At 65.0% G+C, this 25,879-nt stretch carries 25 protein-coding genes, 1 other RNA gene and 1 pseudogene; 14 read left to right on the top strand and 13 right to left on the bottom strand.

Annotated features, from left to right (window positions below; genetic code table 11):
* Positions 1-5: 5 nt before the first annotated feature.
* Together AB0362_RS14245 and AB0362_RS14240 are read left to right on the top strand one after the other, a co-directional pair.
* Positions 6-893, top strand: coding sequence for a MetQ/NlpA family ABC transporter substrate-binding protein (locus AB0362_RS14245; protein ID WP_317808931.1), 888 nt, complete (start codon positions 6-8; stop codon positions 891-893).
* A 98-nt stretch (positions 894-991) separates the two neighbouring features.
* Positions 992-1,666 carry a nitroreductase gene (locus AB0362_RS14240; RefSeq protein WP_317808933.1) on the top strand — a complete coding sequence of 225 codons (675 nt, stop codon included), beginning with the start codon at positions 992-994 and terminating at the stop codon, positions 1,664-1,666.
* Here AB0362_RS14240 and AB0362_RS14235 read toward each other — a convergent pair.
* On the bottom strand, positions 1,647-3,002 hold the full coding sequence (locus AB0362_RS14235; RefSeq protein ID WP_094640410.1) for an MFS transporter: 1,356 nt from the start codon (positions 3,000-3,002) through the stop codon (positions 1,647-1,649). The two genes, AB0362_RS14240 and AB0362_RS14235, sit on opposite strands and share 20 nt — an antisense overlap.
* Before the next feature lie 283 nt (positions 3,003-3,285).
* Positions 3,286-4,227 (bottom strand): NAD(P)-binding protein, encoded by a 942-nt coding sequence (locus AB0362_RS14230; RefSeq protein WP_317548603.1) that lies wholly within the window; start codon positions 4,225-4,227, stop codon positions 3,286-3,288.
* Between the two features lie 104 nt (positions 4,228-4,331).
* Between AB0362_RS14230 and AB0362_RS14225 the strand changes: the two are divergent.
* Positions 4,332-5,732, top strand: a pseudogene (locus AB0362_RS14225) (amino acid permease).
* A 6-nt stretch (positions 5,733-5,738) separates the two neighbouring features.
* Here the strand turns inward: AB0362_RS14225 and AB0362_RS14220 are convergent.
* A complete protein-coding gene (locus AB0362_RS14220; protein ID WP_317808934.1) occupies positions 5,739-6,905 on the bottom strand; it encodes an iron-containing alcohol dehydrogenase in 1,167 nt (388 codons plus the stop codon).
* A 31-nt stretch (positions 6,906-6,936) separates the two neighbouring features.
* The gene (locus AB0362_RS14215; protein ID WP_317808935.1) at positions 6,937-8,430 is read right to left on the bottom strand and encodes a CoA-acylating methylmalonate-semialdehyde dehydrogenase; all 1,494 of its coding nucleotides are present in this window, start codon (positions 8,428-8,430) and stop codon (positions 6,937-6,939) included.
* A gap of 113 nt (positions 8,431-8,543) precedes the next feature.
* On the opposite strand from AB0362_RS14215, the gene AB0362_RS14210 reads away from it, so the two are divergent.
* Complete coding sequence (locus tag AB0362_RS14210; protein WP_149406165.1) at positions 8,544-9,440, top strand: LysR family transcriptional regulator; 897 nt, start codon at positions 8,544-8,546, stop codon at positions 9,438-9,440.
* A 364-nt stretch (positions 9,441-9,804) separates the two neighbouring features.
* Positions 9,805-10,773 (top strand): cobalamin biosynthesis protein, encoded by a 969-nt coding sequence (locus tag AB0362_RS14205; protein ID WP_149406164.1) that lies wholly within the window; start codon positions 9,805-9,807, stop codon positions 10,771-10,773.
* Here the strand turns inward: AB0362_RS14205 and AB0362_RS14200 are convergent.
* The 3 genes from AB0362_RS14200 to AB0362_RS14190 are packed head-to-tail and all read right to left on the bottom strand — an operon-like array spanning position 10,714 to position 12,818.
* Complete coding sequence (locus tag AB0362_RS14200; protein WP_149406163.1) at positions 10,714-11,637, bottom strand: SURF1 family protein; 924 nt, start codon at positions 11,635-11,637, stop codon at positions 10,714-10,716. The genes AB0362_RS14205 and AB0362_RS14200 overlap by 60 nt on opposite strands.
* Positions 11,638-11,655: 18 nt before the next feature.
* Positions 11,656-12,129: a low molecular weight protein-tyrosine-phosphatase gene (locus AB0362_RS14195; protein ID WP_188078659.1), complete on the bottom strand. Its 474-nt coding sequence runs from the start codon at positions 12,127-12,129 to the stop codon at positions 11,656-11,658.
* Positions 12,126-12,818 (bottom strand): HAD-IA family hydrolase, encoded by a 693-nt coding sequence (locus tag AB0362_RS14190; protein ID WP_317548593.1) that lies wholly within the window; start codon positions 12,816-12,818, stop codon positions 12,126-12,128. Before AB0362_RS14190 ends, AB0362_RS14195 begins: the two co-directional genes overlap by 4 nt.
* Before the next feature lie 55 nt (positions 12,819-12,873).
* On the opposite strand from AB0362_RS14190, the gene cobC reads away from it, so the two are divergent.
* The 6 genes from cobC (at position 12,874) to AB0362_RS14160 (ending at position 17,641) form a co-directional block, all read left to right on the top strand.
* A complete protein-coding gene (gene cobC, locus AB0362_RS14185) occupies positions 12,874-13,911 on the top strand; it encodes an Rv2231c family pyridoxal phosphate-dependent protein CobC (protein WP_317808937.1) in 1,038 nt (345 codons plus the stop codon).
* Positions 13,912-13,925: 14 nt separating this feature from the next.
* Entirely contained in the window at positions 13,926-15,047 is a 1,122-nt protein-coding gene (locus AB0362_RS14180; protein ID WP_317808938.1) for a Nif3-like dinuclear metal center hexameric protein, read from the top strand.
* 105 nt (positions 15,048-15,152) lie between these two features.
* A complete protein-coding gene (locus AB0362_RS14175; protein ID WP_032394446.1) occupies positions 15,153-15,890 on the top strand; it encodes a C4-type zinc ribbon domain-containing protein in 738 nt (245 codons plus the stop codon).
* Positions 15,887-17,005 (top strand): bifunctional RNase H/acid phosphatase, encoded by a 1,119-nt coding sequence (locus AB0362_RS14170; RefSeq protein WP_317808939.1) that lies wholly within the window; start codon positions 15,887-15,889, stop codon positions 17,003-17,005. Before AB0362_RS14175 ends, AB0362_RS14170 begins: the two co-directional genes overlap by 4 nt.
* A gap of 34 nt (positions 17,006-17,039) precedes the next feature.
* A complete protein-coding gene (locus tag AB0362_RS14165) occupies positions 17,040-17,357 on the top strand; it encodes a hypothetical protein (protein ID WP_317808940.1) in 318 nt (105 codons plus the stop codon).
* A gap of 20 nt (positions 17,358-17,377) precedes the next feature.
* Positions 17,378-17,641 (top strand): hypothetical protein, encoded by a 264-nt coding sequence (locus AB0362_RS14160; protein WP_317808941.1) that lies wholly within the window; start codon positions 17,378-17,380, stop codon positions 17,639-17,641.
* Positions 17,642-17,732: 91 nt separating this feature from the next.
* Here the strand turns inward: AB0362_RS14160 and AB0362_RS14155 are convergent, their stop codons facing one another.
* Both AB0362_RS14155 and AB0362_RS14150 read right to left on the bottom strand, forming a co-directional pair.
* Entirely contained in the window at positions 17,733-18,983 is a 1,251-nt protein-coding gene (locus AB0362_RS14155) for an SLC13 family permease (protein ID WP_317784411.1), read from the bottom strand.
* On the bottom strand, positions 18,980-19,504 hold the full coding sequence (locus AB0362_RS14150) for a DUF1697 domain-containing protein (RefSeq protein WP_317548588.1): 525 nt from the start codon (positions 19,502-19,504) through the stop codon (positions 18,980-18,982). Before AB0362_RS14150 ends, AB0362_RS14155 begins: the two co-directional genes overlap by 4 nt.
* A gap of 63 nt (positions 19,505-19,567) precedes the next feature.
* Between AB0362_RS14150 and rnpB the strand changes: the two genes are divergently transcribed.
* From rnpB to AB0362_RS14135, 3 genes are all read left to right on the top strand, one after another.
* Positions 19,568-20,009: RNase P RNA component class A (rnpB, locus tag AB0362_RS14145), an RNA gene on the top strand.
* 60 nt (positions 20,010-20,069) lie between these two features.
* Positions 20,070-20,252 (top strand): hypothetical protein, encoded by a 183-nt coding sequence (locus AB0362_RS14140; RefSeq protein ID WP_094688449.1) that lies wholly within the window; start codon positions 20,070-20,072, stop codon positions 20,250-20,252.
* Between the two features lie 2 nt (positions 20,253-20,254).
* Positions 20,255-21,685, top strand: a complete 1,431-nt coding sequence (locus AB0362_RS14135; RefSeq protein ID WP_366235734.1) for an RNB domain-containing ribonuclease — start codon at positions 20,255-20,257, stop codon at positions 21,683-21,685.
* Here the strand turns inward: AB0362_RS14135 and pip are convergent.
* The 4 genes from pip to AB0362_RS14115 form a co-directional block, all read right to left on the bottom strand.
* A complete protein-coding gene (gene pip / locus AB0362_RS14130) occupies positions 21,675-22,631 on the bottom strand; it encodes a prolyl aminopeptidase (RefSeq protein WP_317548586.1) in 957 nt (318 codons plus the stop codon). The two genes, AB0362_RS14135 and pip, sit on opposite strands and share 11 nt — an antisense overlap.
* A gap of 1 nt (position 22,632) precedes the next feature.
* Positions 22,633-23,079, bottom strand: a complete 447-nt coding sequence (locus tag AB0362_RS14125) for a hypothetical protein (protein ID WP_300522241.1) — start codon at positions 23,077-23,079, stop codon at positions 22,633-22,635.
* Positions 23,080-23,121: 42 nt separating this feature from the next.
* Positions 23,122-23,973: a 3-methyl-2-oxobutanoate hydroxymethyltransferase gene (gene panB / locus AB0362_RS14120; RefSeq protein WP_149406151.1), complete on the bottom strand. Its 852-nt coding sequence runs from the start codon at positions 23,971-23,973 to the stop codon at positions 23,122-23,124.
* Positions 23,974-24,091: 118 nt separating this feature from the next.
* Complete coding sequence (locus AB0362_RS14115) at positions 24,092-25,822, bottom strand: NAD+ synthase (protein WP_317548584.1); 1,731 nt, start codon at positions 25,820-25,822, stop codon at positions 24,092-24,094.
* Positions 25,823-25,879 lie beyond the last annotated feature (57 nt).

Genomic DNA, 25,879 nt, shown 5'->3' with positions numbered 1-25,879 from the left:
CCACCATGACAACGTCCACCGAAGCACACGGCTTCGAGCTGAAGAACCGTCGAAAAGCTCCCCGGATCATCGCGGCCGTCGTACTACTGATCGCCCTCGCCGTGGTTGTCCGCATCGCGTTCTTCGGCGACACGGCATCGGCGAACGAGACCGAGGGCGCAACCCTTGTTGTCGCCACGGCCGAAGGCAACGCATCCGAGCAGGCCCTGGTCGAATTCGTTGCCGATCAGGTTGCTCCCAAGTACGGCATCACAGTCGCGTTCCGCGGACTCGCGGACAGCAATACCATCAACCGCGCGGTGAGTGAGGGCGAAGTCGCCGCGACGGTGTATCAGCACAAGCTGTGGCTCGGCCAGGTCCTCGAATCCAACCCGGACTTCCAGGAGGAAGCCGCCACCCCGGTGTTCCGATGGGGCTTCGGCTTGTGGTCCGACAAGTACTCCGATCCGGCCCAATTGCCGGACGGCGCAACGGTGTCGCTCTACTCCGACCCGGCCAACGAAGCCCAGGGCCTGTGGGTGCTCGAGCGAGCGGGGCTGATCACGCTCGACCCCGCTGTCGACAAGTCGACGGCCACGCAGAAGGACATCGTCGGTAACCCGAAGAACCTGAAATTCACTCTTCTGGATTTCGCCGCGCAGTCGCGGGCGCTCCCGGATCTCGATGCAGCTGTGGGCTACACCGAGTACTACCTCGCCGCAGGCATCCCCGTCGAGAAGCAGATCTTCGCTCCGCCGGCACCGGATGAGTTCGCCGGCCAGCTCACGATCGGGAGCCGCTGGGCGGATACGGACAACATCAAGAATCTCGTCGCGGCGTTCAAGGATCCTGCGGTGCAGGAATTCCTGGCTACCGATCCGCGTGTCAAGGACATTCTGCTACCCCTGCAGTAGCGGCACTCGGCGTCCGACGGTCCAGCAGCCGGCCGTCGGGCGCAGCCGTGGTGTTACCTTCGACCCGCACCCGACAGCACTGACACGAGGCGGACGACGTGACCCGGTACGACGCGCTGACAGAACTACTCGACGAGAGGTACTCGTGCCGCCAGTTCCTGCCGAAGCAGGTCTCGCGTGAGGTACTCGAACAGTTGTTGGCGGCCGCTCAGCGGACGCCATCGTGGTCGAACACCCAGTCGTGGCAGATCATCGTGACCGAAGGCGATGCCACCCGGAAGTTCTCCGACGCCTTGGTGGAGCACGTGGCGTCCGGTGTGCCACAACCGGACTTTCCGTTCCCGGCCAACTACAACGCTCTACACCGAGCACGGCGACGCGAATGCGGGGGCGCGCTGTACGAAAGCATCGGGGTGGTCAAGTCCGACACCGAGGCGACGACGCGTCAGTTCATTCGCAATTACGAGCTGTTCGACGCCCCGCACGCGGCCATCATCACCACCGACGCCGATCTGGGTGTGTACGGGGCGGTCGACTGCGGGTTGTATCTGCAAACTTTCCTGCTCGCGGCGCAGAGTCTCGGTCTCGGAGCGATCGCACAAGCAGCCCTGGCCGCGTACTCACCGTTTCTGCACGAGTGGTTCGACATCCCGGACACTCGAAGAGTGGTGGCCGGCATTTCCTTCGGCTATCCCGACGAGACTCACCCGATCAACGGATTCCGCACCAGCCGAGCGCCTCTGGACGAGACGGTCACGTTCGTCGGGAGCTGACATCGTCGAGCGCTCCCGACTGCGACGGCAGTCCGTCGGCGACTCGGCTGCCGGTCCGCAATCCGCCGTAGGTCTTCTGCCGGATGGTCGCGAGGGTGATCATGCCGATCACGGCCGAGCCTATGACGAAGTATGCGGGTGAAACCGAGCTTCCGGTGCGGTCGATCAGCCACGTCGCAATGTAGGCAGCGGTCCCACCGGTCGCGATCGTCGCAATGTTGAAGCCGAGAGCGACGCCGGTCAATCGAACTCGCGAGTCGAACAACGACGGGAACAGGGGAGCGGTTGCCGTCTGGATCAAGGGTGTGCCTACCGCGAAGAACATGAAAGCAATTGCAGCAACGAACAACCCGTGACCGCTCATCATCGACATTGCCGGGTATGCGAGCAGTGCCGAGGCGAGTAATCCGCTGGCCAGCACACGCACGCTGCCGAACCGATCTACGAGCAACCCGGCGAGCGGCATGGACGCCGCGACTAGCACGATCACACCGGCCGCAGTCCAGGTGACCGAACTCTGACTGAATCCACCTTCGCGCACCAAATGGATGCCGATGTAGGTGAGCACCATGTATCCGGTCGCGTTCTGAGCCACACCCAGCCCGAAGACCTGCAAAACCTGCTTGGGGTGAGTGCGAAGCAGTTCGGTCAACGGTGCCTTCGCGACTTCGTTTTCCGCGACTGCGTTGACGAACTGCGGGGTGTCTTCGATTCGAGTTCGGGTCCAGAGGCAGAACAGCACCAGTGGGATGCCGAGCAGGAACGGAATTCGCCAGCCCCAGCTGGTCATTTGTGCATCGGTGGTGAGAGTGGAGGTGACGGCCACAGCGATGGCCGCGAGTGCGAAACCGCTGTTGCTACCCAATGCGACGAAAGATGCGCCGAGCCCCTTGCGTTTTTCGCCGACCGTTTCGTAGACGTATGTGAGCGCGCCGCCGAGTTCGCCACCGGCAGAGAAGCCCTGAACCAGGCGGGCTATGACCAGCAGAATCGGCGCGAGAACCCCCGCGTTCTCGTAGGTGGGGAGGAAGGCCATCAGCGCACTGCCGACGCCCATGAGCAGTACCGAGAACAACAAGGCGCGCTTGCGGCCGTGGCGGTCACCGAGGCGGCCGAAGAAGATTCCACCGATCGGACGCATCAGGTAGGCGGACGCAAAGACGGCCAGACTGGCGAGCAACGACGCCGTCGGGTCGTCACCGGGGAAGAACAACGGGCTGACGACCACCGCGAGATAGGCGTAAACGGTGAGGTCGTAGTACTCGACGATGGTGCCGACGGTGGCAGCGAGTACGCCACGGCGTCTGGTCTGCTCCGGGGTTCGGATGGTGGCCACGGACTGCTCCGATTCTGTGTGCGACGGCGACGAGGGGGCGAGATCTGCGCGTGTCGTCACACCTTAACCGGTTAAATGTGTACATACTTCGAAATAGTGAACAGGAAATAAAGTAACTATCGCGCGGAGACGTAGCTGCTGGTGATCCGGTTGGGAGATGTTCGCGCGCAGAGTTTTCGGTGGCATCAGCGGGCATGAACGCGGTAATGGTCCACGCCGATTTCGATACCGCCACGAGGGAAACCCGAGCGCGCAAGGGAGTGGAGCAGTCGTGCCGCGAGGTTCAGTGTCGGAGCGAGTCGATCAGCGCACGCGCCACATCAGTCCCCGAACGCCAGGCGCTTTCCACCCTGGGCACTCCGGCTTCACACCACTGATCGCCCGCCAATCCGACGAAACGTCCGTCCTGCTGCTGAAGCGCGTAGTTCGAATCGTGCTGGGTCGCAGGCTTGGCGAAGGTCCATCGATGAGCGTGGGTCCACACGGGTGCCGCCGAGGCGACGGACAACTCGCGTAGCGCGTCGAGAACCGGGGCGATCGCGCCGTCTGGGTCTTCGAGATGCTGATGCGCTCGCTCCGACGTGGTGTGCACCACCAGAACCGGAGCGCCGTCGCCTCGGCGTGCACCGTCGTCGACGACGAAATCGATATCAGGATGATCGTTGACGAACGCCGCATCGCGGAAGGGGATGTCGAGCCCGTCGAACCCACACGCCACTGCGATGACAGGAACGTAATCGACGGCATCGGGGACGGCGGTCAGTCGCGCCGCCTGCGGATCCGGCATCGCGACCACGACATGACCGTCGGGCAATTCGGGCAGCTCGGTGGAATGCTCGATGTCGAAGCCGTCGAGCATGTTTCGTACCAGCGATCGCAGCCCGTTCGGGGTAGCCCAGCGAACCGGTCCGGTCGTTGTGCACGGGGCTGTTGCGGGCTTGAGGATGCCGAACGTGTTGGCCCACTGGCGCGCCAACCCAGCCGACTCCCAATCGGCAACCACCGTCGAGAATTCCTGATCACGGACGGTGAAGTAACCGGCGCCCAGGTCGACGCGACGGCCGTGCAACTCCGGTGATGACATCCGCCCGCCCGGAGCGCGTCCTCGGTCGACGATGCGGAACGGCACGTCTGCGTCGCGGAGAACCCGCGCGCAGGCCGCGCCGGCTATGCCCGCACCGACGATGGTGACCGGATCGGTGATGCTGTCCGCTTGGGAGTTCATGCGTCCAGTATGCCCGGATTCGCGCGAATATCTCTGTACCACCGCCTGTCTGGACATAACGGTCACCCGCTGCGTCGGCGTTCACATTGTGTTCGACTACAGGGATGGCCATTACGGAGAAGCCGGACACCGGCGAGAACGGACTCGGTACCAGCCTGAAACCACGGCACGTGACGATGATTTCGATAGCCGGAGTCATCGGCGCGGGATTGTTCGTGGGTTCGGCCAACGCGATCGCGACGGCAGGCCCGGCGGTGCTGCTGGCGTACCTGTTCGCGGGAACACTCGTGATTCTGGTGATGCGCATGCTGGGGGAGATGGCGACGGCCAATCCCGACACCGGCTCGTTCTCCACGTATGCCACACGCGCACTCGGACATTGGGCCGGATTCTCGGTCGGATGGCTCTACTGGTGGTTCTGGGTGTTGGTGATACCGGTGGAAGCCACCGCGGCAGCGTCGATTCTCACCAACTGGCTCGGCGGAGCCCAGTGGATGTGGGCACTTCTCATCGTCATTGCCCTCACCGCGACCAACCTGATCAGCGTCGGCAACTACGGCGAGTTCGAGTTCTGGTTCGCGCTGGTGAAGGTGGTGGCGATCATCGCGTTCATCGGCCTCGGAATCGCGGCCATTCTGGGATGGCTACCCGATTCGGAAGTCAGTGGTGTGGACCAACTCTGGGCCTCGGGCGGATTCATGCCCCTCGGGTTCGGTGCGGTGATCGCGGCCATACTGACGACGATGTTTTCGTTCATGGGGTCGGAAATCGTCACCATCGCCGCTGCCGAATCCAAGGACCCGGCAAAGGGAATCACCCGCGCCACCAACTCGGTGATCTAGCGAATTTCGATCTTCTACTTCGGTTCCATCTTCGTCATCGTCGCTTTGGTGCCCTGGAACGAATTGGATCCCAATACGGGCTCGTACCAATTCGTGCTGTCCAAGATGGGAATTCCGCACGCGGAGACCATCATGGACATCGTCATCCTGACTGCCGTCGCGTCGTGCCTGAACTCTGCGCTCTACACCGCGTCGCGCATGCTGTATTCGCTCGGCGATCGAGGCGACGCACCCAGGGCGGTCAAGAAGATCACCACAAATGGGGTGCCGTGGATCGCGGTGATCGCCTCGATGGTGCTCGGCTTCCTCGCCGTGGTCGGAAACTACATCCTGCCCGAGAAACTCTTCACCTACCTGCTGGCGACCACCGGGGCCGTCGCCCTGTTCGTCTACCTTGCCATCGCCAGCAGCCAGCTGGTGCTGCGGCGTCAACTCGATCGCGACGACGAACGCCCTGCCGTTCGGATGTGGCTGTACCCGTGGTTGACCTACCTGGCCATCGGGTTCATCGTCTTCGTCCTGGTGATGATCGTGGTGCGGCCGGAGCAGCGGTCGTCGATCCTGCTCTCGGCCGTCCTTGCTGCAGTGACCGTGATCGGCGGAATAGTGGTGCAACGCCGAAATACGCGGCGCGACACTGTTGCCGCCCGCGCATCGGAGTGAGTGCGACTAGACTCCCGCGTACACCTGCCGGTACAGATCGACGATCTGTTCGGCGGTCGGCACGACCGGATTGTTGCCCGGGCTGCCGGACGCGAGTGCCTGCTCGGCCATGAGCGGCAACAGGTCGTCCCATTTCGCCTTGTCGATACCGAAGGTCTCCGGCGTCGGAACCTCCACCTCACGGCACAGTGTGACGATCGCATCCTGCAACTTGCCTCCGGCAACCTGATCCGAATCGCTTTCCGACGCCGCGCCCAGTGCGCGTGCGCAGTCGGCGTAACGCGCCGGTGCTCCGTCGATCGAGAATGCGGTGACGGCAGGCAACAGCATCGCGTTGGAAAGCCCGTGTGCAACATGGAAATGCGCCCCGATGGGACGACTCATCCCGTGCACCAGGCAGACGCTCGCATTGGAGAAGGCCATTCCCGCCTGCGTCGAGGCGTGCATCATCGCCTCGCGCGCCTGCCGGTCGTCGCCGTCCCGATACGCCCGCAGCAACGACGTCCCGATCGTGCGAATCGCACTGAGCGCCAAACCGTCGGAGATGGGGTTGGCCTTCTTGCTGACGTACGCCTCGATGGCGTGGGTCAGTGCATCGACACCGGTATCGGCCGTCAGACGCGCCGGCATCGACATGGTCAGCTCGAAGTCGATGATCGAGGCGATCGGCAGGAACGACAGCCCGGGGCACAACATCTTCTCGTCCGAGGCGACGTCGGTGATGATCGTGAACTGAGTTGCCTCCGAACCACTTCCGGCCGTGGTGGGGATGGCGATGATCGGTAGGGCCGGGCCGGTCGACAGCACGGGAGCTTTGAAGTCCCGCATCGTGCCGCCCTGCACCGCGAGGATGGCCAACGCCTTGGCCGTGTCCATCGGACTGCCACCGCCGAACCCGATGATCGAATCGGCCGAATGCTGCTGCACCGCTTCGAGACCGGCGACCAACGAATCGGTCGTCGGATCCGGAACGGTGCCCGAGAACAATGCAGGCGTCTTACCGGCCTCGGTCATGATCTTCATCAACCGATCCGCCGAGCCGTTCCCGGCCATGAACGCATCGGTGACGAGTAACGGCCGTGACACGTCGAGGTCGGTCAGAACCGTCCCCAGATCCTCGACGGCACCGCCGCCCAGCTTGAGAAACCGAGGAAACGAAATATTGGCAACCATGGGTGTGCTCCTTCGCTAGCTGTGTGGGGGCTCAGCTGTTTTCAGGGAAACCGAGGTTGATGCCGCCGTGGCTGGGGTCGAGCCAGCGACTGGTGACAGCTTTGCCGCGGGTGAAGAAGTGAACACCCTCGGTGCCGTGGGCGTGGCTGTCGCCGAACAGAGAGTTCTTCCAGCCGCCGAAGCTGTAGTACGCCATGGGAACCGGGATGGGTACGTTGATGCCGACCATACCGACCTCGACCTCGTTCTGGAAGCGGCGTGCCGCCCCACCGTCGTTGGTGAAGATGGCGGTGCCGTTGCCGTAGGGGTTCTCATTGATCAGCTGCAGGGCATCGTCGTAGGTCTCGACGCGAACGACCGAGAGGACCGGTCCGAAGATCTCGTCGGTGTAGACGCTCATGTCGGGGGTGACGTGGTCGATGAGGGTGGGGCCGAGCCAGAATCCGTTCTCTCCACCGTCGGCCTTCACACCGCGGCCGTCGACCACGAGGGTGGCTCCGGCTGCTTCGCCTGCATCGACGTACGAGGCGACCTTGTCACGGTGGGCCTTGGTGACGAGTGGACCCATGTCTGCCCCTCGGGTGCCGTCGCCGGTGACAAGCGGGGTGGTGCGTTCGGCGATCTTGGCGACTAGTTCGTCGGCGATGTTCCCGACGGCTACGAGTGCGGAGATGGCCATGCAGCGTTCGCCTGCGGAGCCGAAGCCCGCGTTGACCATGGCGTCGGCGGCGAGGTCGAGATCTGCGTCGGGGAGTACGACGGCATGGTTCTTGGCGCCGCCGAGGGCTTGGACGCGCTTTCCGTGAGCGGTGCCGGTGGCGTAGACGTACTGGGCGATGGGGGTGGAGCCGACGAAGGAGATCGACTTGATCTTCTTGTTCTCGAGGAGCTCGTCGACGGCCACCTTGTCGCCTTGCAGGACGTTGAATACCCCGTCGGGCAGACCAGCCTCGGCCCAGAGCCGGGCGAGCCAGATACTCGCGCTCGGGTCTTTCTCCGAGGGCTTGAGTACCACGGTGTTGCCGGCCGCGATGGCGATGGGGAAGAACCACATCGGGACCATGGCGGGAAAGTTGAAGGGGGAGATGATGCCGACCGGTCCGAGCGGCTGGCGGATGGAGTAGACGTCGACGCCGGTCGAGGCATTCTCGGTGTATCCGCCCTTGAGCAGATGCGCCATGCCGCAGGCGAATTCGACGACTTCCTGGCCGCGGGAAATCTCGCCGAGGGCGTCGGAGAGAACTTTTCCGTGCTCGGAGGTGATGATCTCGGCGAGCTCGTTCTTCCTCGCGTTCAACAACTCTCGAAACGAGAACAGGATCGATGTGCGCTTGGCGAGGGAGGTGTCGCGCCACGCCGGGAATGCGGCTGCAGCGGCATCGATGACCGCCCGGGCGTCGCCCTGATCGGCCAGGGTGAGCGTGCCGGTGACCTCGCCGGTCGCGGGGTTCGTGACGGCCGCGGTTCGGTCGGAGGCGCCGGAATAGGTCTTTCCATCGAGCCAGTGCGCAATGACGTCGGTCAACGTTCGATCCTTCCTTCGGGTGTGTCCCGAGTCTCACTTGTAAGGATGCACATGTCAAAGGCCAAAACCGCAGATCGCTGTGCAGAAATGCACACCGTCGATAGTCTCGATGGGTGTTCAACGCAGACCACCTCCGCTACTTCCTCGAAGTGTCGAGGACCGGGCGTCTGACCGACGCCGCGCACACTCTCGGTGTGGACCACACCACCGTCGGTCGGCGCATCACCGCGCTCGAGAAATCGGCCGGGCAGCGCCTGTTCGACAGAACGCCGACGGGTTGGCGACTCACCGAGGCGGGTCGACGCCTCGTCGGATATGCCGAGACCGTCGAATCGACACTCATCGCCGCCTTCGAGGATCAGACCTCCGACACCGGCACCCTGCGAGGGACCGTGCGCATCGCGGCCCCGGACGGGTTCGGAGCGTTCGTTCTGACACCGAAACTGGGGCTGCTCAGAGACAAGCACCCCGATCTCGACATCGAATTGGTCACCGCCACCGAGCACAACTCGTTGGCCACCAGGGAATTCGACATCGCAATCACGTTGGAGCGGCCGTCGCCGCGATTAGTGGTGACTCGCAGGTTGGCCACGTACTCCCTCGGGCTCTACGCTTCCGCCGAGTATCTCGCCGCGACGTCGCCCATCGACACCGTCGACGATCTGCGAGAACACACGCTTATCTCGTACGTCGACGCGCTGCTGGATGTGGCACCGCTGCGAATTCTGGATGCGATCCTGCCGGAGGGCCGCGCGCAGATTCAGACCAACAACATCACCGGGCAGTGGATCGCGGCGAGATCCGGGGTGGGAATTGCGCCCCTGCCAAGCTACATCGGTGAGCCGGACGAGGTTCTCACGTCGGTGTTGGACGGCGTCGTCTCGGTCGAGAGGACGTATTGGACGGTGGTGCCGCGAGAGCTGACCGGTCTGGCCCGGGTGAAGGTCGTCGACGAGTTCCTCAGATCGGTCGTGACCGACGAAGAGCATCTCGTTCCTGTGTCGCAGTAACGACGGGAGAAGTGCACAGTCCGAGAGTGCCGGTGGCCGTTGATATTTGGACGTTTCGATGAGACGCGCGTCTCGTGATGACGGACACACGTGACGCCGACCTCAAAGAAGTGGGAAACAGTGAAGATAGGGGTAACAATCTGTTACAGACACATCCGCGGACGCGGATCCACTCGAGATTCTGGGGGAATCATGACACTGTTCGTAATTGCAACGGTCGGCTTCGTAGGAATGGCAATCGCACTGCTCAACGACGGAAGCGACATCGACTTCCGCGGTCGCCAGTTGGCAGGCGCGTACCGCCAGCGCTGAGTCCGGCATACCGAATTCCTGCGCCGGGTGCGCAGTTGGCAAGATTCGTGGGATGTGGACACACCCCCGAGCGATCGGCTTACTGGTCGGCTACGGCCTCGATCGAGTGTTCGCAGACCCACAACGCTGGCACCCGGTTGCAGGATTCGGCACCACGGCGCTGCGCGTCGAACACGTCCTCTACCGCGATAGTCGAGCGCTGGGCGTCGTCCACGCAGTCGCGCTGATCGGCTCGGTGACCGCACTCGGCGTCGGGTCGAACCGTGTCGCCGTTCGTGTGGGTGCACCCGCCGAGGTTGCTCTGGTCGCGGCCACTACCTGGGTCGCGCTCGGCGGCACGTCCCTGTCCAAGGTGGGCCGGCAGATGGCAGATCACCTCGACAACGACGACCTCGCGAGCGCACGCGCGTTGCTGCCATCACTGTGCGGTCGGGATCCCGAACCACTCGACTCCGACGGCCTCGCGCGCGCCGCACTGGAGTCCATCGCGGAGAACACCTCCGATGCCACGGTCGGAGTGCTGGTGTGGGGAGCACTGGCCGGGGTCCCGGGAATTCTGGCCTATCGAGCGAGCAACACGCTCGACGCGATGGTCGGCTACCGGTCTCCGAAGTATCTGCGTTTCGGTTGGGCCGCAGCGCGAATCGACGACGTTCTGAACCTGCTACCGGCCCGCGTCACCGGTGTGGCGACGGTTGTCGCAGCACCCTCGGTGCAGGGATCGCCCGCCCGAGCCCTGCAGATGTGGCGACGCGACGCCGCGCAGCATCCCAGCCCCAACGCAGGTGTTGCGGAGGCGTCGGCTGCCGGGGCACTGGGGCTGCAGCTCGGCGGCAGAACCCAGTACCGACACGGCATGGAGATCAGGCCGACACTCGGTGACGGACATTCGCCGACCGCACGCGATCTTCGTCGATCGGTCGCACTGTCGAGCCGAGTACAGGAACTGTCCGCGGTCGCGTCAGCGATTCTTGCCGTAGCGATCGGCCAAGCGAGGATCCGACGGCGTCGTCGGGCGTGACGCCGCGCGCGCCTTTGCTCGTTTCTCGCGTCGGGTGGGCAGCGTGAATTCTTCTTCCTCGTCCGGGCCGGCCTTGTCCTCCGGCTCGGGCTCGGTGTCCGGCTCGCCGGACATCGCGTTCGCGAGCTCGGCACGTGAATTGCGGCGTTCCCGTATCTCCGCCCGAGCGAAATACGCCAGACCCAGCGGTGCCATGATGCCGAACGCCAGCCACTGCAGACCGTAGGACAGATAGGGGCCCGCGTCGGTCTGCGGTAGCTCGATCAAGCCGAGACCGCCCGGCTGAGCGTCGTCGAGCTGTAGGTATCCGTCGATGGCGTCGACTCCGACCGCCGCGCCGATCTGTTCCGGGTTGATGTTGTAGACCTGCAGCCGACCGTCGTCCTCGACGGGCTCGCGCGAGGTGCCCTCGGCTTGGCGGACCCGTGCGTTCAGCGTCACTTCGCCGGCGGGTGCCGCCTCGAACTCGGGCGCTCTGGTTCCCTCCACCGGCAACACGTACCCGCGATTGACGAGCACGGTGGGCCCGCCGTCGATCACGAACGGGGTGATGACCTCGTATGCGGGCTGATCACGGATGCTGCGCAGTCGCACCAGCACGTCGGAATCGGTGACATAGGCCCCGGAAGCGATGACCCGACGCCACTCGTCCTCGGCCGGAAACCCGTTTGCGGTGAGAACGTCAGAGATCGGCACCGGATCCGCGTCGACGGATCGGGTGATCAGATCGTTGCGCGCGGACGTCGAGGTGTTCTTCCCCAACTGCCACGGAGCGAGCACGCTGAAGCACAGGAACGCGAAGGCCAGCACCACCGCAGCCAGCACCAACCATTTGGGTCGCAGCAAGAACGCTAACTTTCGCACTCCACCACGGTAGCCGGGTCAGCGAGAGAGTCGAGACCGTGCCCAGTCCAGCATGCCGGGAACGGCACTTTCGATCTGCTCGCGCACCTCGGTGAACGCCGAATCGGAGGAGTAGTACGGATCGGCCACCGAGGAGTCGTCGGCATCGGGATCGAACGATCGCAACAGGGCCACCCGTTCGGCAGGCGCACCGAGCTGCAGCAGTGCCTTCGCGTGGCCGGTGTCGAGCGCGACGATCAGATCTGCCGCCAGGTGATCCGGTCCGACCTGCGCTGCCTCGTGTTCGCTGTCGTATCCGTGGGCATCGAGCTCGGCGACGGTGCGTGGATCTGCGCCGTCGCCCACATGCCAACCGCCGGTCCCGGCACTCGAGACGCGCACCGCGTCGCCCAGACCGGCGTCGCGCAGATGCCCGGCGAAAACCTTCTCGGCCATCGGCGACCGGCAGATGTTGCCGGTGCACACGAAGGTCACGTGCAGTGGCTCGTTCACTGCACGGCCGCCGTGTTCTGCTCCAGCAACTTGGCCAGTTCGTCCATGCTCGACGCGGTGAACGCGGCGTCGGCGCTCTCGCCGTCGACGCCGTAGCCCCACTCCACGTACACCGTGGGAATGCCGAATCGAGCGGCACCGTGCACGTCGTGATCCCGATCACCGATCATGATCACCCCGGCCGTGCCGCCGTCCGCGGACTCCACCGGCTCGATCCCGAGGTTGGTCAGCGAATGCGCGATCACATCGGACTTCGCCCGTCGGGTGCCGTCGTTGCTGGCACCGCCGATGAACTCGAAGTACCGCGACAGACCGAAGTGGTCCAGAATCCGGACGGCGAATCGCTCCGACTTCGACGTCGCAACGCCGAGGCGTACGCCGCGATCCTGCAACCGCGTCAACACCGTCTCGATGCCGTCGAACGCGGTGTTCTCGGCCCAGCCCCGCTCGTCGTAGCGCTGGAAGTACGCCGCCAAGGCACGCTGCGCGGCATCCTCGTCCAGGCCGAGTCCGCGCAGCGTGTCGATCAGGGGTGGCCCGACGACCATCGACAGCTGTTCCTCGGTCGGTTCGGGAGCCTCCACCGACGCCAATGCATGACGAAAACCGGCATGAATTCCCGGTGCGGAATCGGTCAACGTCCCATCGAGATCGAACAGGACAACGGACGCGGGAGCATCGACAGACATGGCCCGAGCCTATCGGTGCGGGCTGTTCGACGAAGGCGCGGCTACGCTCGTCGCGATGTCCGACACAGCTGCCGATCCCGATGCGCGACTCCGTCACCACGGCGACGTCGAGGTCGATTCCGGATTCGTCGACTTCGCAGTCAACGTGCGGGGCGACGGACCGCCGGCATGGCTTCGCGATCGGCTGGCTGCGGCACTGAATTCGCTGGGTACGTACCCGAGCACGGCCGCCGACAAGGCCGCACGAGAACAGGTGGCCGAACACCACGGCCGCTCACCGGACGAGGTACTGCTGCTCAGCGGTGGGGCCGAGGGCTTCTCGATGCTGCCGCGGCTGGAGCCACAGCTCGTGGCGACGATCCACCCGTCGTTCACCGAGCCCGACTGGGTGCTGGAGCAGGCGGGCATTCCGGTGCACCGAGTGATCCTGCCGCCGCCCTTCGAACTCGATCCGACGCTCGTGCCCGACGCCGCCGACATGGTGATCCTCGGCAACCCGACCAACCCCACCTCGGTTCTGCATCCCCGTGAGGCGGTACTGAGTCTGCGTGGACCCGGACGCACGCTGGTGGTCGACGAGGCCTTCGCCGACGCAGTGCTCGGGGCTGGGGAGTCGATCGCCTCACAGAGCCTTCCCGACGTACTGGTTCTGCGCAGTCTGACGAAGACGTGGGCGCTGGCGGGATTGCGATGCGGATATGCGCTGGGCCATCCAGACGTCCTCGCACGGCTGCAGCACGGCCGCGCGCACTGGCCTATGGGGAGCCTGCAGCTCGAAGCGATCCGCGCCTGCACCGAACCGTTCGCCGTCGATTGGGCACGCGCCGAGTCCGAGCGCATCGACCGCGAACGCACCGCGATGATCCCGCGACTCGAGGCTCTCGGCCTTTTTGTGGCAGGCCCGGCTCGCGCCCCGTTCCTGCTGCTGCGCGTCCAGGATGCCGACCTCGTGCGAGAACGACTGCGCACGATGGGTATCGCGGTGCGGCGCGCAGACACGTTCCCGGGGCTCGACCGTCACTACCTGCGCGTCGCGGTACGGGACTCGCAGCAGGTCGACATACTGGTGGACGCGTTGAACACCGTTCTGTGAGGAGAGCATCGACCATGGCAGTGACACTGGCGGACGTCATCGAGGTACTCGACGACGCGTACCCACCCCGTCTGGCCGAGAGCTGGGACTCGGTGGGCCTGGTCTGCGGAGATCCCGAAGCTGTTGTGCAGCAGGTCGTATACACCGTCGACGTCACCGACGCAGTGGTCGACGACGCCATCGCTGGGGGTGCCGATCTCATCGTCGCCCACCATCCCTTACTGCTCAAAGGCGTCGACACCGTCGCGGCCGACACCGCGAAGGGCTCGGTGATCCATCGCCTGATCAAGGCCGACTGCGCACTGTTCACCGCCCACACCAACGCCGACTCCGCCGATCCCGGCGTCTCCGACGCACTCGCGTCCGCCCTCGGCGTGATCGACACCAGGCCACTCGATCCCATTCCTGCTCCCGCACATGACAAGTGGGTGGTCTTCGTGCCCACCTCCGACTCGGCCGCGGTACGACAGGCAATGTTCGACGCCGGAGCCGGAAAGATCGGCGACTACAGCGAAGCCAGCTGGCAGAGCGCAGGTCTCGGGCAATTCCGCCCGGGTCCGAACGCACACCCGACTCTCGGTGTTGTCGGAGAGGTGCACACCGAGGCGGAGGATCGCATCGAAGTCGTTGCCCCGAAAGGGCTACGTGCAGAGGTGCTTTCGGCAATGCGTCGGGCACACCCGTACGAGGAGCCCGCGTTCGATGTCTTCGAGTCCGCGGCCTTACCGTCGTGCACCGGTTTGGGGCGCATCGGAAAGCTACCGAATCCGATGACCCTTGCCGAGTTCACCGAGGTCGTCCGCGAGGCGTTGCCTGCCACGACGTGGGGAGTACGTGCGGCAGGGAATCCTGAGGCCACGGTCTCGGTGGTTGCGATGTGTGGGGGAGCGGGTGACTCGTTCCTGTCTGCAGTCGCGCGCACCGACGCCGATGTGTACGTCACCTCGGATCTGCGGCACCACCCCGTCGACGAGCATCTGCGCGCGGGTGGACCCGCCGTGATCGACACCGCGCACTGGGCCTCTGAGTTTCCGTGGTGTGAGCAGGCGCGAGGCATCGTCGACGCCGCGTTCGGCGACACCGACGGGTGGAGCAGCCGGGTCACCGACGTGCGCACCGACCCGTGGACGCTGTGATCATCGAGCCAGCGACCGGCGGTGATGTGGATCCGGCTGTCTGGGTTTCGGGTAGCCGGTAGGGTGATCTCTTATCAACTTCCATAGTCGCAGGAGTCATCAAGCGTGAACGTCGATCCCAAAGTCCAGGCCTCGCTGCTCGAATTGGCCGGTGTGGATACCGAACTCTCGCAGATCGCCCACCGCCGCAAGAGCCTCCCCGAGCAGCAGGAGGTGGACAAGCTCGAGACCGAGCGCACCACCCGCAAGGATGCCGCGGTGACGGTTCAGATTTCGATGGACGACCTCGATCGGGACATCCGCAAACTCGAAGGCGAGGTCGACGCGGTCCGGCAACGCGAGGCTCGCGACAAGAAGATGCTCGAGAGCGGCACCATCGCCCCGAAGCAGATGACCGAACTGCAGCACGAACTCGGCAGCCTCGAGCGTCGCCAGGGAATCCTCGAGGAGGAGCTGCTCGAGGTCATGGAGCAGCGCGAGGCCAGTGAGCGGGACTACGAGCACGCCGGTGCGCAGCTGACGCAGATCGAAGACGAATTGGTCGACGCCGGCCGTCGCCGCGACGACGCCGTCGCAGACCTCGATGTCGCCGAGAAGCGCAGCGCCGAGCGCCGCGAATCGTTGGCGTCGGGATTGCCCGCGGATCTGCTTGCGCTCTACGAGAAGCAGCGAGCGCTCACCGGCCGCGGTGCGGCATTGTTGCAGGCTCGGCGTTGCGGAGCATGTCGCATCGAACTCGATCGCAACGAGATCGCAAGCATCGCCAACAAGCCAGCGGATGCTCTCATTCGTTGCTCCGAGTGCAATGCAATCCTGGTGCGCACCAAGGAATCCGGAATTTGAGTCAGGTATCGAGGGTCGTTGCCGAGGCCGACGGAGGATCGCGTGGTAACCCCGGCCCGGCCGGGTACGGCGCAGTGGTGTTCAGCGCCGATCGCTCGCAGGTTCTGGCCGAGCGTCGGGCAGCGCTCGGCGTGGCCACGAACAACGTCGCCGAGTACAACGGACTGATCGCAGCTCTGAGCGCGGCTCGTGATGTCGGGGCCCGTGAGGTTGCAGTCCGCATGGACTCCAAACTCGTCGTCGAACAGATGTCCGGGCGCTGGAAAGTGAAGCACCCGGACATGATTCCGCTCCAGCGAAAAGCGGCCGAATTGGCCCGCCACTTCGATTCCGTGACCTACGAGTGGATTCCGCGTTCGCAGAACTCGCACGCCGACGCACTGGCGAACGAGGCGATGGACGCCGCGGCCGAGGGCGTGGACTTATCGGAATTGCCCGATGCCGAGCCGGTAGCGAAGAAGGCCGAGTCGCCCGGCTGGACCGGTGCGATGGGGGAGCCGACTCGCCTGCTGTTGCTGCGTCACGGCCAGACCCCGATGTCGGTGGACCGGCGCTACTCCGGCCGCGGCAATCCCGATCTCACCGAATTGGGTCGACGTCAAGCCGATTCTGCCGCAACGGTTCTGGGCTCGCGTACCGATATCGACGCCATCGTTGCCTCGCCACTGGCACGCGCGCAACAGACCGCAGTAGCGACCGCAGGCATTCTCGGATTGCCCGTCACCACCGTCGACGGTCTCATCGAGACCGACTTCGGCGACTGGGAAGGCCTCACGTTCACCGAGGCCATGGAACGTCACCCCGACGCGCACAAGGCGTGGCGCGGTGACACCTCAGTCGCACCGCCGAACGGGGAGAGCTTCGACGCGGTGCGCACGCGCATCGAAGCGACCCGCGACCAGTTGCTCACCGAGTACGCCGGGAAGACCCTGCTGGTGGTCACCCATGTCACCCCGATCAAGATGCTGCTGCAACTCGCGCTCGACGTCGGCCCGTCGCTGCTGTACCGATTGCATCTCGACCTCGCGTCGCTGAGCATCGCCGAGTTCTACCCCGACGGCGGGGCATCGGTGCGATTGGTGAACGACACCTCGCACCTGGGACGACTGGCCTGATCTTTTCGGAGCATCGACGGAGGACGCGGTTCGCATGTCCGAGAACAGTATTCGCGAGCCTGCGGCGGCGCAATGGATTGTCTTGGCATCGTTCGCATCGGCCGTTGCCGGTCTGGCAGTTGCGTTCGGGTGGCGGTACGGGGTGACGCGGATGTGGATCGATGCGGAAGCGCCACCGCCCGTGAATCCGGGCGATTCTGGGTACTTTCGGGTGTACGACTACATGCAATACGTGTCGGGTCCGCCGTGGTGGCCGGTTACGTGGGTCGCTCCGGTTGCCGCTCTTGTGGTCGGCACCGTCGTGTCGGTCGCTATGGATGGTTCAGTCTCGGACGAAGGGCCGGTCGGCTGACGCTTGTGGTGGCCCCACTCGTGGCGGGAAGCATCGTCGGCGCGGGGGCAGCATGGTGGGCACGAAGCCAACCTCCCGAAATCCGCGTCAGGATGGTCTCGGACTCCTATTTCGACGACCTCGGGCCGACCGGCGCTGCGCGTCTGGACATCTACGGCGGTCCGCCGTTGTTCGACACCGTGCATGCGGGGCTGCTGTTGCCGGTGATGGGAGCGGTGATCGGTGCCGCGGTGTTCGGTGTGGGCCTGGCGGTCTCGACACTCCGCACACGACGCTTGCCCTGACTCCGCGCCGATTGTCGAGCAGGTTGGCCGACGGCCTTACCCGGCAGCTGTCGGGACTCGCCTGTTCGATGCACGAGCTGCATGGCAAGGGTCAGATCTGCAACGCAAGCCACAGGCCCGCCACGGCACCGACGATGGTCAGCGGTGTAGTGATAACTCCCAGGACGGTGAACGTCCGCAGGTCTGCCGGCTCGTCGTTGGCCGATGCGACGCGTCGCCACAGCATGATTGCCAGCGAGCCGACGTAGGTCAGGTTGGGGCCGAGGTTGACCCCGATCACCATGGCCAACAGCAACGCCGGGGGAGCGTCGGCCCCGAAGGCGGCCAGTAGCAGCAGCGTCGCGGGCAGGTTGTTGACGATGTTCGACGCCACTGCCGCGATGGCTGCGGCGGCCAGGAGCGAGGTGAAAGTGGTGTCGGACGGCAGGATTCGCGCCAGCCAGTCGCCGATCGGCCCTGTCGTGACGCCGAGAACGACGATGCCGAGCAGGAAGACGAAGCCGCAGAACGGTAGATCGGCACCGCGCAGAATGGCGCGAGCACTGGTGTGCCGGCCCCGGAGTGCGGGGATGGCCAATGCCACCGATCCCACCGCGGCCACCCAGAACGGTTCGACGTCGAACAGGCCGGCCACTGCGAAGCCGACGAGAGTCGCGCCGAGGATGATCAGCGTGGTCCGCGGTGCGGGGACGTCGTCGGCGCTCTGCTCGACGGGCTTCTCCGGCGGTGCGGCAGTGCGGCTCAGATCCTTGCGGAAGAAGATCAGGAACACCGCTAGCTCGATGGCCACCGCGAAGATCCACGGCAGAGCCATCAAAGCAGTGAAGTGCAGGAAAGTCAGGCCGGTCGCGGCGAATGCGAGAAGGTTGGTCAGGTTCGACACCGGCAGCAGAGTCGACGCCGAATTGGACAGGTGTGCAGTGGCGTAACTGTGCGGACGCGGCGACATCCCCAGGATCCGCGCAGCACCGATGATGGCCGGTGTCAGCAGAACCACGGTGGCGTCGAGGCTCAGTACCGCCGTAGTCGATGCGGCCGCCGCGAACACGAGGGTCAGTAATCGGCGAGGGCTTCCCCTGGATCCTCGGCGGAGCTTGGCGGCGATCCAGGTGAACACTCCGAGGGCGTCCGACAGATGCGCCAGGATCAGGATGAACGCCAGAAAGACCACGGTGGGAGCGAGTTCGAGTACTTGCTCGCGTGCGGCGTCGAGGCTGACGAGGCCAATGAGCAGAACGGTCGCCGCAGCCGGTAGTGCGGCGACGATCTCGGGCAGACCGCGGGGGCGGACGATCGCGAAGACGAGAACGGCAGCGACCAATGCTGCGGCGAGAACGGTCACGCGAGAAGCTTCACGAGCGTGCGCAGATTTCGTGTGGTGGTCGTCGACTTGAACTTCGCCTTGGCCGTCGCCTTCCCGAAGCGACTCGTCGTTGTACTGCCTGCCCGGACCTCCCAGTAGACGACATCGCGCCCGGCAGCCACACGTTCGAGCTCGGGGTCGAGTTCTTCTGCAAGAGCGGACAATTCGGTCACATGGCTATCGTCGCTACCGAACACCACATAAGGATGCCAGCCTTCCCGTTCGGCGTCGAACGGGTAGGACTCCACTATCGCTCGAAGTGTCGGCACGTCCAGCACGCTCACCCAGGCCTGGTAGCCGAACGCCTGCGCGAGCGTGCTCTCCGCCTGTGCCTTGACGGCGTCGACGCTCAGCGAGGAGCCCAGCAGAACATTGCCGGTCGCCAGAACGGTGCGGACATCGGTGAAGCCGGCCGATGTCAGGGCCTCACGGAGATCGGCCATCTTGATGTTGATGCCACCGACGTTGATGCCGCGGAGCAACACGACCCACTCACTCATGGGAGGAACTGTAGTTCGGTTCCCGGCTGACGCGGAGTGCCGAGTAGAGTGTGCAACCGCGAACGAGTTGGCCGGACGGCTGCGGCTCGGAGGACCGGCGAACGAGTGTCGTCGCGCTTCGGACCGAGGAAAGTCCGGACTCCACAGAGCAGGGCGGTTGTTAACGGCAACCCGAGGTGACTCGCGGGACAGTGCCACAGAAAACAGACCGCCTGCGGATCGGTTCTTCGGAGTCGAACTGCAGGTCAGGGTGAAACGGTGCGGTAAGAGCGCACCAGCATCCCAGGTGACTGGGATGGCTAGGTAAACCCCGCCCGGAGCAAGGTCGAAGGCTGCATCGCGCAAGGGGTGCAGCTGCGCAGGTGCTCGAGGGCTGCTCGCCCGAGCCTGCGGGTGGACTGCTCGAGGTACCCGGCAACGGTGTGCCCAGATGGATGGTCGTCGACGTCGAACCTGCGAGAGCAGGAACGGCAGACAGGATCCGGCTTACAGGCCGACTCGTTCGCACTCACCATTTCTCCCGCAGTTCGCCTGCGGCGTCGCTCCATGGGGCACACTGGAAGTCATGACCGACGACGACACCTCCTGGTACTACGACATCACCACCAAGCAGGTCGTACAGGGCAAGCAGACCAACGCCCTCGACCGCATGGGCCCCTATCCGGACAAGGCCACCGCGGAGCAGGCGCTGAAGATAGCCGCGGCGCGCAACAAGGCCGCAGATTCCGACGACGACTGGAACAACTGACGGTGCTGCTCACCCGGCTGAGGGCTCCGGGCTTCGACTTCGAGGCCATCAGATCCGAGTTCGCTCTCACCGAAGCTTTCGACGTAGACGTGATGCGCGAGGCGATCGAAGCACGAGACCTGCACGCCGACAGCAGAATCGACCGCACCGACATTCCGTTCGTCACCATCGACCCACCCGGCTCGAAGGACCTCGACCAAGCCGTACACATCGAGAAGACGGCCAACGGATTGGTGGTGCACTACGCGATCGCCGATGTGGGCGCACTGGTGACGCCCGGGGGAGCGCTCGATGCCGAAACCCGTCGACGCGGCCAGACGTTCTACCTCCCCGACGGATCTGTGCCGTTGCATCCACGAGAGCTGTCGGAGGGGTCGGGCAGTCTGCTGGAGGGGCAGGCTCGCTGCGCCGCGCTGTGGACCATCGAACTCGACGACGTCGGCGAGGCGGCCGCGTGGACCGTCACCCGCGCGCTGGTGCGCTCTGTTGCACGGCTCGACTACGCCGCGGTGCAAGCCGACGTCGACGCAGGCACACCGCACCCCTCCATCGCGGCGCTGGCGGAATTCGGGGCACAGCGCGCGGCCGCAGCCAGGCGGCGCGGGGCAATCGACATCACACTGCCCGAGCAGGAAGTGACGCCGCACGGAAAAGGGTGGCGCATCGATCTGCAGCCCCGCACGGCAGTGGACGGGTGGAACGCCGAGGTGTCGCTCTTGACGGGTATGTGCGCCGCCAGAATCATGCTCGACGCCGGAATCGGCCTCGTCCGCACACTCCCACCCGCGCCCGCCGAGGCCGTGGAGACGTTGAAGAAGACCGCAACCGCGCTCGGAATCGGTTGGCCGGCAGGGGCATCGGCCGGCGCAGTGCTGGCCGGTTTGCCTACCGGTGAGCCGTCGACACTGGCGATGATGACGCAGGCGACCGGTTTGCTGCGTGGTGCGGACTACCGCGCGTTCGATCGCACCACCACCCCTGCCGGCAGTGACGAATCGGTGGAACATTCTGGAATCGGTGCCCCGTACGCCCACGTGACGGCGCCACTGCGGCGGCTGTCCGATCGATTCGCCACCGAGGTGTGCCTGGCGGTCGTCGCGGGAACTCCGATACCGGACTGGGCAGCACAGGCTTTGCCGGAGCTGCCTGCAATCATGCGCGGATCGGATTCTGCGGCATCGAAAGTGGACCGCGCCTGCATCGACCTCACCGAAGCGCACGTACTGAAAGACCGAGTGGGCGAGCAGTTCTCAGCGGTCGTACTGCGCGGTGCCGAGGGCAAGCGGGATGCCGAGGTGCTGGTGTCCGAACCGATCGTCCTCGGCAAGTGCGACGGGGAACCGCCCGCGGGGGAGTCGGTGAAGGTCCGGTTGACCCGGGCCGACACCGACTCGCGCGCAGTACGATTCGACTACTCGGCCGTCACGGCCTGAAACGGTCCGTCGCCTCCACGAGGTGATGCACGATGCCGGGCTCGGCCGCAGAATGACCGGCATCGTCGACGATCACCAGATCTGCTGAGGGCCAGGCCTTGTGCAGTGCCCACGCGCTCGTTGCCGGGCACACGACGTCGTAGCGGCCCTGCACGATGACACCGGGGATGCCGTCGAGCAGGTGGGCGTCGCGCAGCAGTTGATTCTCTTCGAGAAAGCAGTTGTTCCGGAAGTAGTGGTTCTCGATACCGGCGAACGCCAGTGCGAACCGTGCATCCGAATTGGACTGCACTGCATCCGGTTTGGGCAGCAGGTAACTCGTCGCTGCCTCCCAGGTGGACCATGCCACCGCAGCTCGCGTCGCGGCTTCGTGGTCTTCGGACATCAGCTGCCGGTGATACGCCTCGACGAGATTGCCGTCGCGCTCGTCTTCCGGAATGGGTTCGAGAAACTTCTCCCACAGATCGGGGAAGATGTGGCCTGCCCCGCCGCCGTAGTACCAGGCGATCTCCGACGGACGCACGAGAAAGATTCCCCGTAGTACGAGCCCACGCACACGATCACGGTGCGACTGCGCGTACGCCAGGGACAGCGTCGAGCCCCACGAACCGCCGAACACCAACCACGTGTCGATACCCAGGTGCTCGCGGAGCTTCTCCATGTCCGAGATCAACCGGTCGGTGGTGTTGACCGACAGATCGGCACCGTCGGCGATGTGCGGGGTCGACTGCCCACAGCCTCGCTGATCGAACAACACGATTCGATAGGCCTGTGGGTCGAAATACCTGCGCTGCAACGGATTGGTGGCACCGCCCGGACCGCCGTGCACGAACACCACCGGCGCACCGTCGGGATTGCCGGAGACCTCCCAGTAGATCTGTTGGCCGTCGCCGACATCGAGGTGGCCGGTCTCCACAGGATCGATTTCGGGGTAGAGGGTCCGCATCTCAGAAGCCCACCAGGCCGGACGCGAGGTCCGGAATGTCGAGCGATCGGATGGCCTCGTCTCGTACGTCCGAACACGTTTCCGTCGTGATGTCGTCGACGATCGCTCGGTCCTGCACCACCTGAAGATTGATGACGCCGCTCTGCGCCGCCCAGGTCTGCACGAGAATGTTGAGCCCGCCGCGACCAAGGGTGGGCCCTTGGACGCGCCAATTGGACAGCTGCGCTTCGAGATCGGTGCACAGCTGCTGCTTCTGCGCGTCGGTGATCGCTGCGCCCGCAGGCGGTGCGGTGACCGTCGGGGTCGGTGCGACCGTCGTGGTGGACGACGAACCGGTGTTGGTGGTGTCGGTGCTGCATGCAGTCGCTACGACGAGAAGCGCAGCCGCGCCTGCCAATGCGACTGCGCTTCTTCCTGCAATGGACGTCGTACCCCGTCTGATTGTCATGGCCCCGAGTGTGCCACCCGAACTCCGGCGAGGCGAGAACGATCAGTAGCTGTGTTCGGGCCCGGGGAAGACTCCCGATCGCACCTCGGACATGTACGTCGTTGCCGCGGTCCGCAGTGAATCGCCGACGTCGGCGAACTTCTTCACGAACTTCGCGGTCTTGCCATTGGTGTATCCGGCCATGTCCTGCCACACCAGTACCTGCGCGTCGCATTCGTTGCCCGCGCCGATACCGACCGTCGGAATGGTCAGCTTGCGGGTCACCTGGCCGGCGATGTCGGCGGGAACCATCTCCATGACGACGGCGAATGCACCCGCCTCCTGGACTGCGATGGCGTCGGCCACGAGCTGCTCGGACGCGTCTCCGCGACCCTGGACGCGGAAGCCGCCGAGGGTGTTGACGCTCTGCGGGGTGAAGCCGACATGGGCCATCACCGGGATGCCCGCGGCGGTGATCGCAGCGATCTGAGCGGCCACGCGCTCGCCGCCCTCGAGCTTGACTGCGCCTGCGAGCCCTTCCTTCATGAACCGAACTGCGGTCTCGAGGGCCTGCTGCGGCGAGGCCTCGTACGTGCCGAAGGGCAGATCTGCGACCACGAGGGCGTGCGGTGCGCCGCGGACCACTCCGCGAACCAGCGGAAGAAGCTCGTCCACGGTGATCGGCACGGTGGTGTCGTATCCGTAGACGACGTTGGCCGCCGAATCGCCGACGAGGAGAACAGGTACGCCGGCTTCCTCGAAGATGCGGGCGCTGGAGTAGTCGTAGGCGGTGAGCATTCCCCAGCGCTCACCGTCGGACTTCATCTGCAGAAGGTGGTGGGTGCGGGTCTTGCGGGTCAATGCGGTGGAGGGTGCTTCCTGGGCAGATCCGCCGTACACAGCAGTTTCGGACATCTTTGTCCCTTTCTGGTCCTCGAGGCCCGCTCGGCGGGTCCCCGGGATGGGGTGTGATGACGTGGGCAAGTCTGCCACTGCGCGCGACCTGCCGGGCAGCTACCGGCAGTGCAATTGGTCACACCCCGTCGAGCGTCGCGTAGTCCCGCCAGCCGTTGGTGATCGGCATGCGGCGATCGCGACCGAACGCACGAGAAGTGACCTTGGTGCCGATCGGGTACTGGCGCCGCTTGTATTCCGACGCATCGACCTTGCGCAGAATGTCCGCGACCACCGCCGCGTCGAACCCGGCCGCCACGATGTCCGCGAACCCTTGGTCGTGATCGACGTAGCGAAACACGATGGCGTCCAGTTCGTCGTAGTCGGGCAACGAGTCGGTATCGAGCTGGCCCGGCCGGAGCTCGGCGGACGGCGGCTTGTCGATGCTCGACTCGGGTATCGGAGGGATGTCACCACGGTCGGCAGCGGACTTGTTTCGCCACCGCGCCAGATCCCAGACGAGTGACTTCGGCACGTCCTTGATCGGCGCGAAGCCGCCGACGGCATCTCCGTAGATCGTCGAATAGCCAACGGCCAGCTCGGATTTGTTACCGGTGGCGAGCACCAGATGGCCGAAGCTGTTCGACAGCGCCATCAACACCATACCCCGGCAGCGGGCCTGAATGTTCTCCTCGGCCAAGCCGGTCAGATGCAGTTGGTCTACGTAGCAAGCAACCATGTCGGCAATGGGCTCGACGCGGAAATGGATACCGGTGCGCGACGCGAAATCCTCTGCGTCGGTGCGGGAATGGTCCGACGAGTACGTCGAGGGCATCGACACTCCGTGTACCGCGTCGTGGCCGAGGGCGTCGACTGCGATGGCGGCGACCACCGCAGAATCTATCCCGCCGGACAATCCGAGAGCCACCGAACGAAAACCGTTCTTGTGCACATAGTCTCGTAGTCCGGTCACCAGTGCGCCCCACACCTGTTCCTCGGTGCTCGCGATCTCTGCGAGGTACGGCTCGGCTCGCTGCCAGCCGGTGATCGCGACGTCGGGCAGCGGTATCCGGTCGATGCTCCAGCCGGGTACCGTCGCGGCGTCCGGACCCGGATCGGCGGGCGCATCGACGTCGACGATCAGCAGATGCTCGACGAATTGAGGGGAGCGGCCCCAGGTGGAACCGTCCGGCCCGACGACGAAACTCGCCCCGTCGAACACCAGCTCGTCCTGTCCACCGACGACGTTGACGTAGGCGATCGGAGCGCCGATCTCGGTGGCTCGGCGCGCGGCGATGGAGCGGCGCACCTCGTCCTTTCCTTGCTCGAAAGGGCTGGCGTTGAGACAGAGCAACATGTCGACTCCGGCTGCCCCGTAGGCCGGCACCGGCCCGCCCGGCTGCCAGATGTCCTCGCAGACAACGACACCGAGCCGCAGGCCGTTCACCGTCGTGATGCTCAGACCGGATCCCGGAGCGAAGTAGCGGGCCTCGTCGAACACTCGGTAGGTGGGGAGCGAGTGCTTGTCGTATCGAGTGGCAACCCGTCCATCGGTGATCACTGCCGCGCTGTTCCGTGAGCCCTCGGCGTCGCGATCGAGGTAACCGACCACCACGATGCGGTCGCCGCACCCGGCACTGTCCAAGGCGGCAGCCAGCTCGGTGAGCGCACGAGCCGATGCGGCGGCGAACGACGGTCGCAGAGCCAGATCCTCGACGGGGTATCCGGTCAGCGCCATCTCGGGGAACACCACCACGTTGGCACCGTCGTGGGCCGCGCGGACCGTCCACTCGACGATGGCTGCGGAGTTCGCCGGAAGATCGCCGACGACGGAGTTGATCTGGGCGAGGGCGAGTCGAAGTGCCTGCACTGCGCCCACGCTAGTGGTCGCACGACGTCCCCGCCGGGCGGCGACAGCGACACGCTC

The organism is Rhodococcus sp. NPDC079359 (assembly GCF_040702585.1).
In the GTDB taxonomy this organism is placed as follows: Bacteria; Actinomycetota; Actinomycetes; order Mycobacteriales; family Mycobacteriaceae; genus Rhodococcoides.
This window is presented reverse-complemented; position numbering and strand designations above follow the sequence as displayed.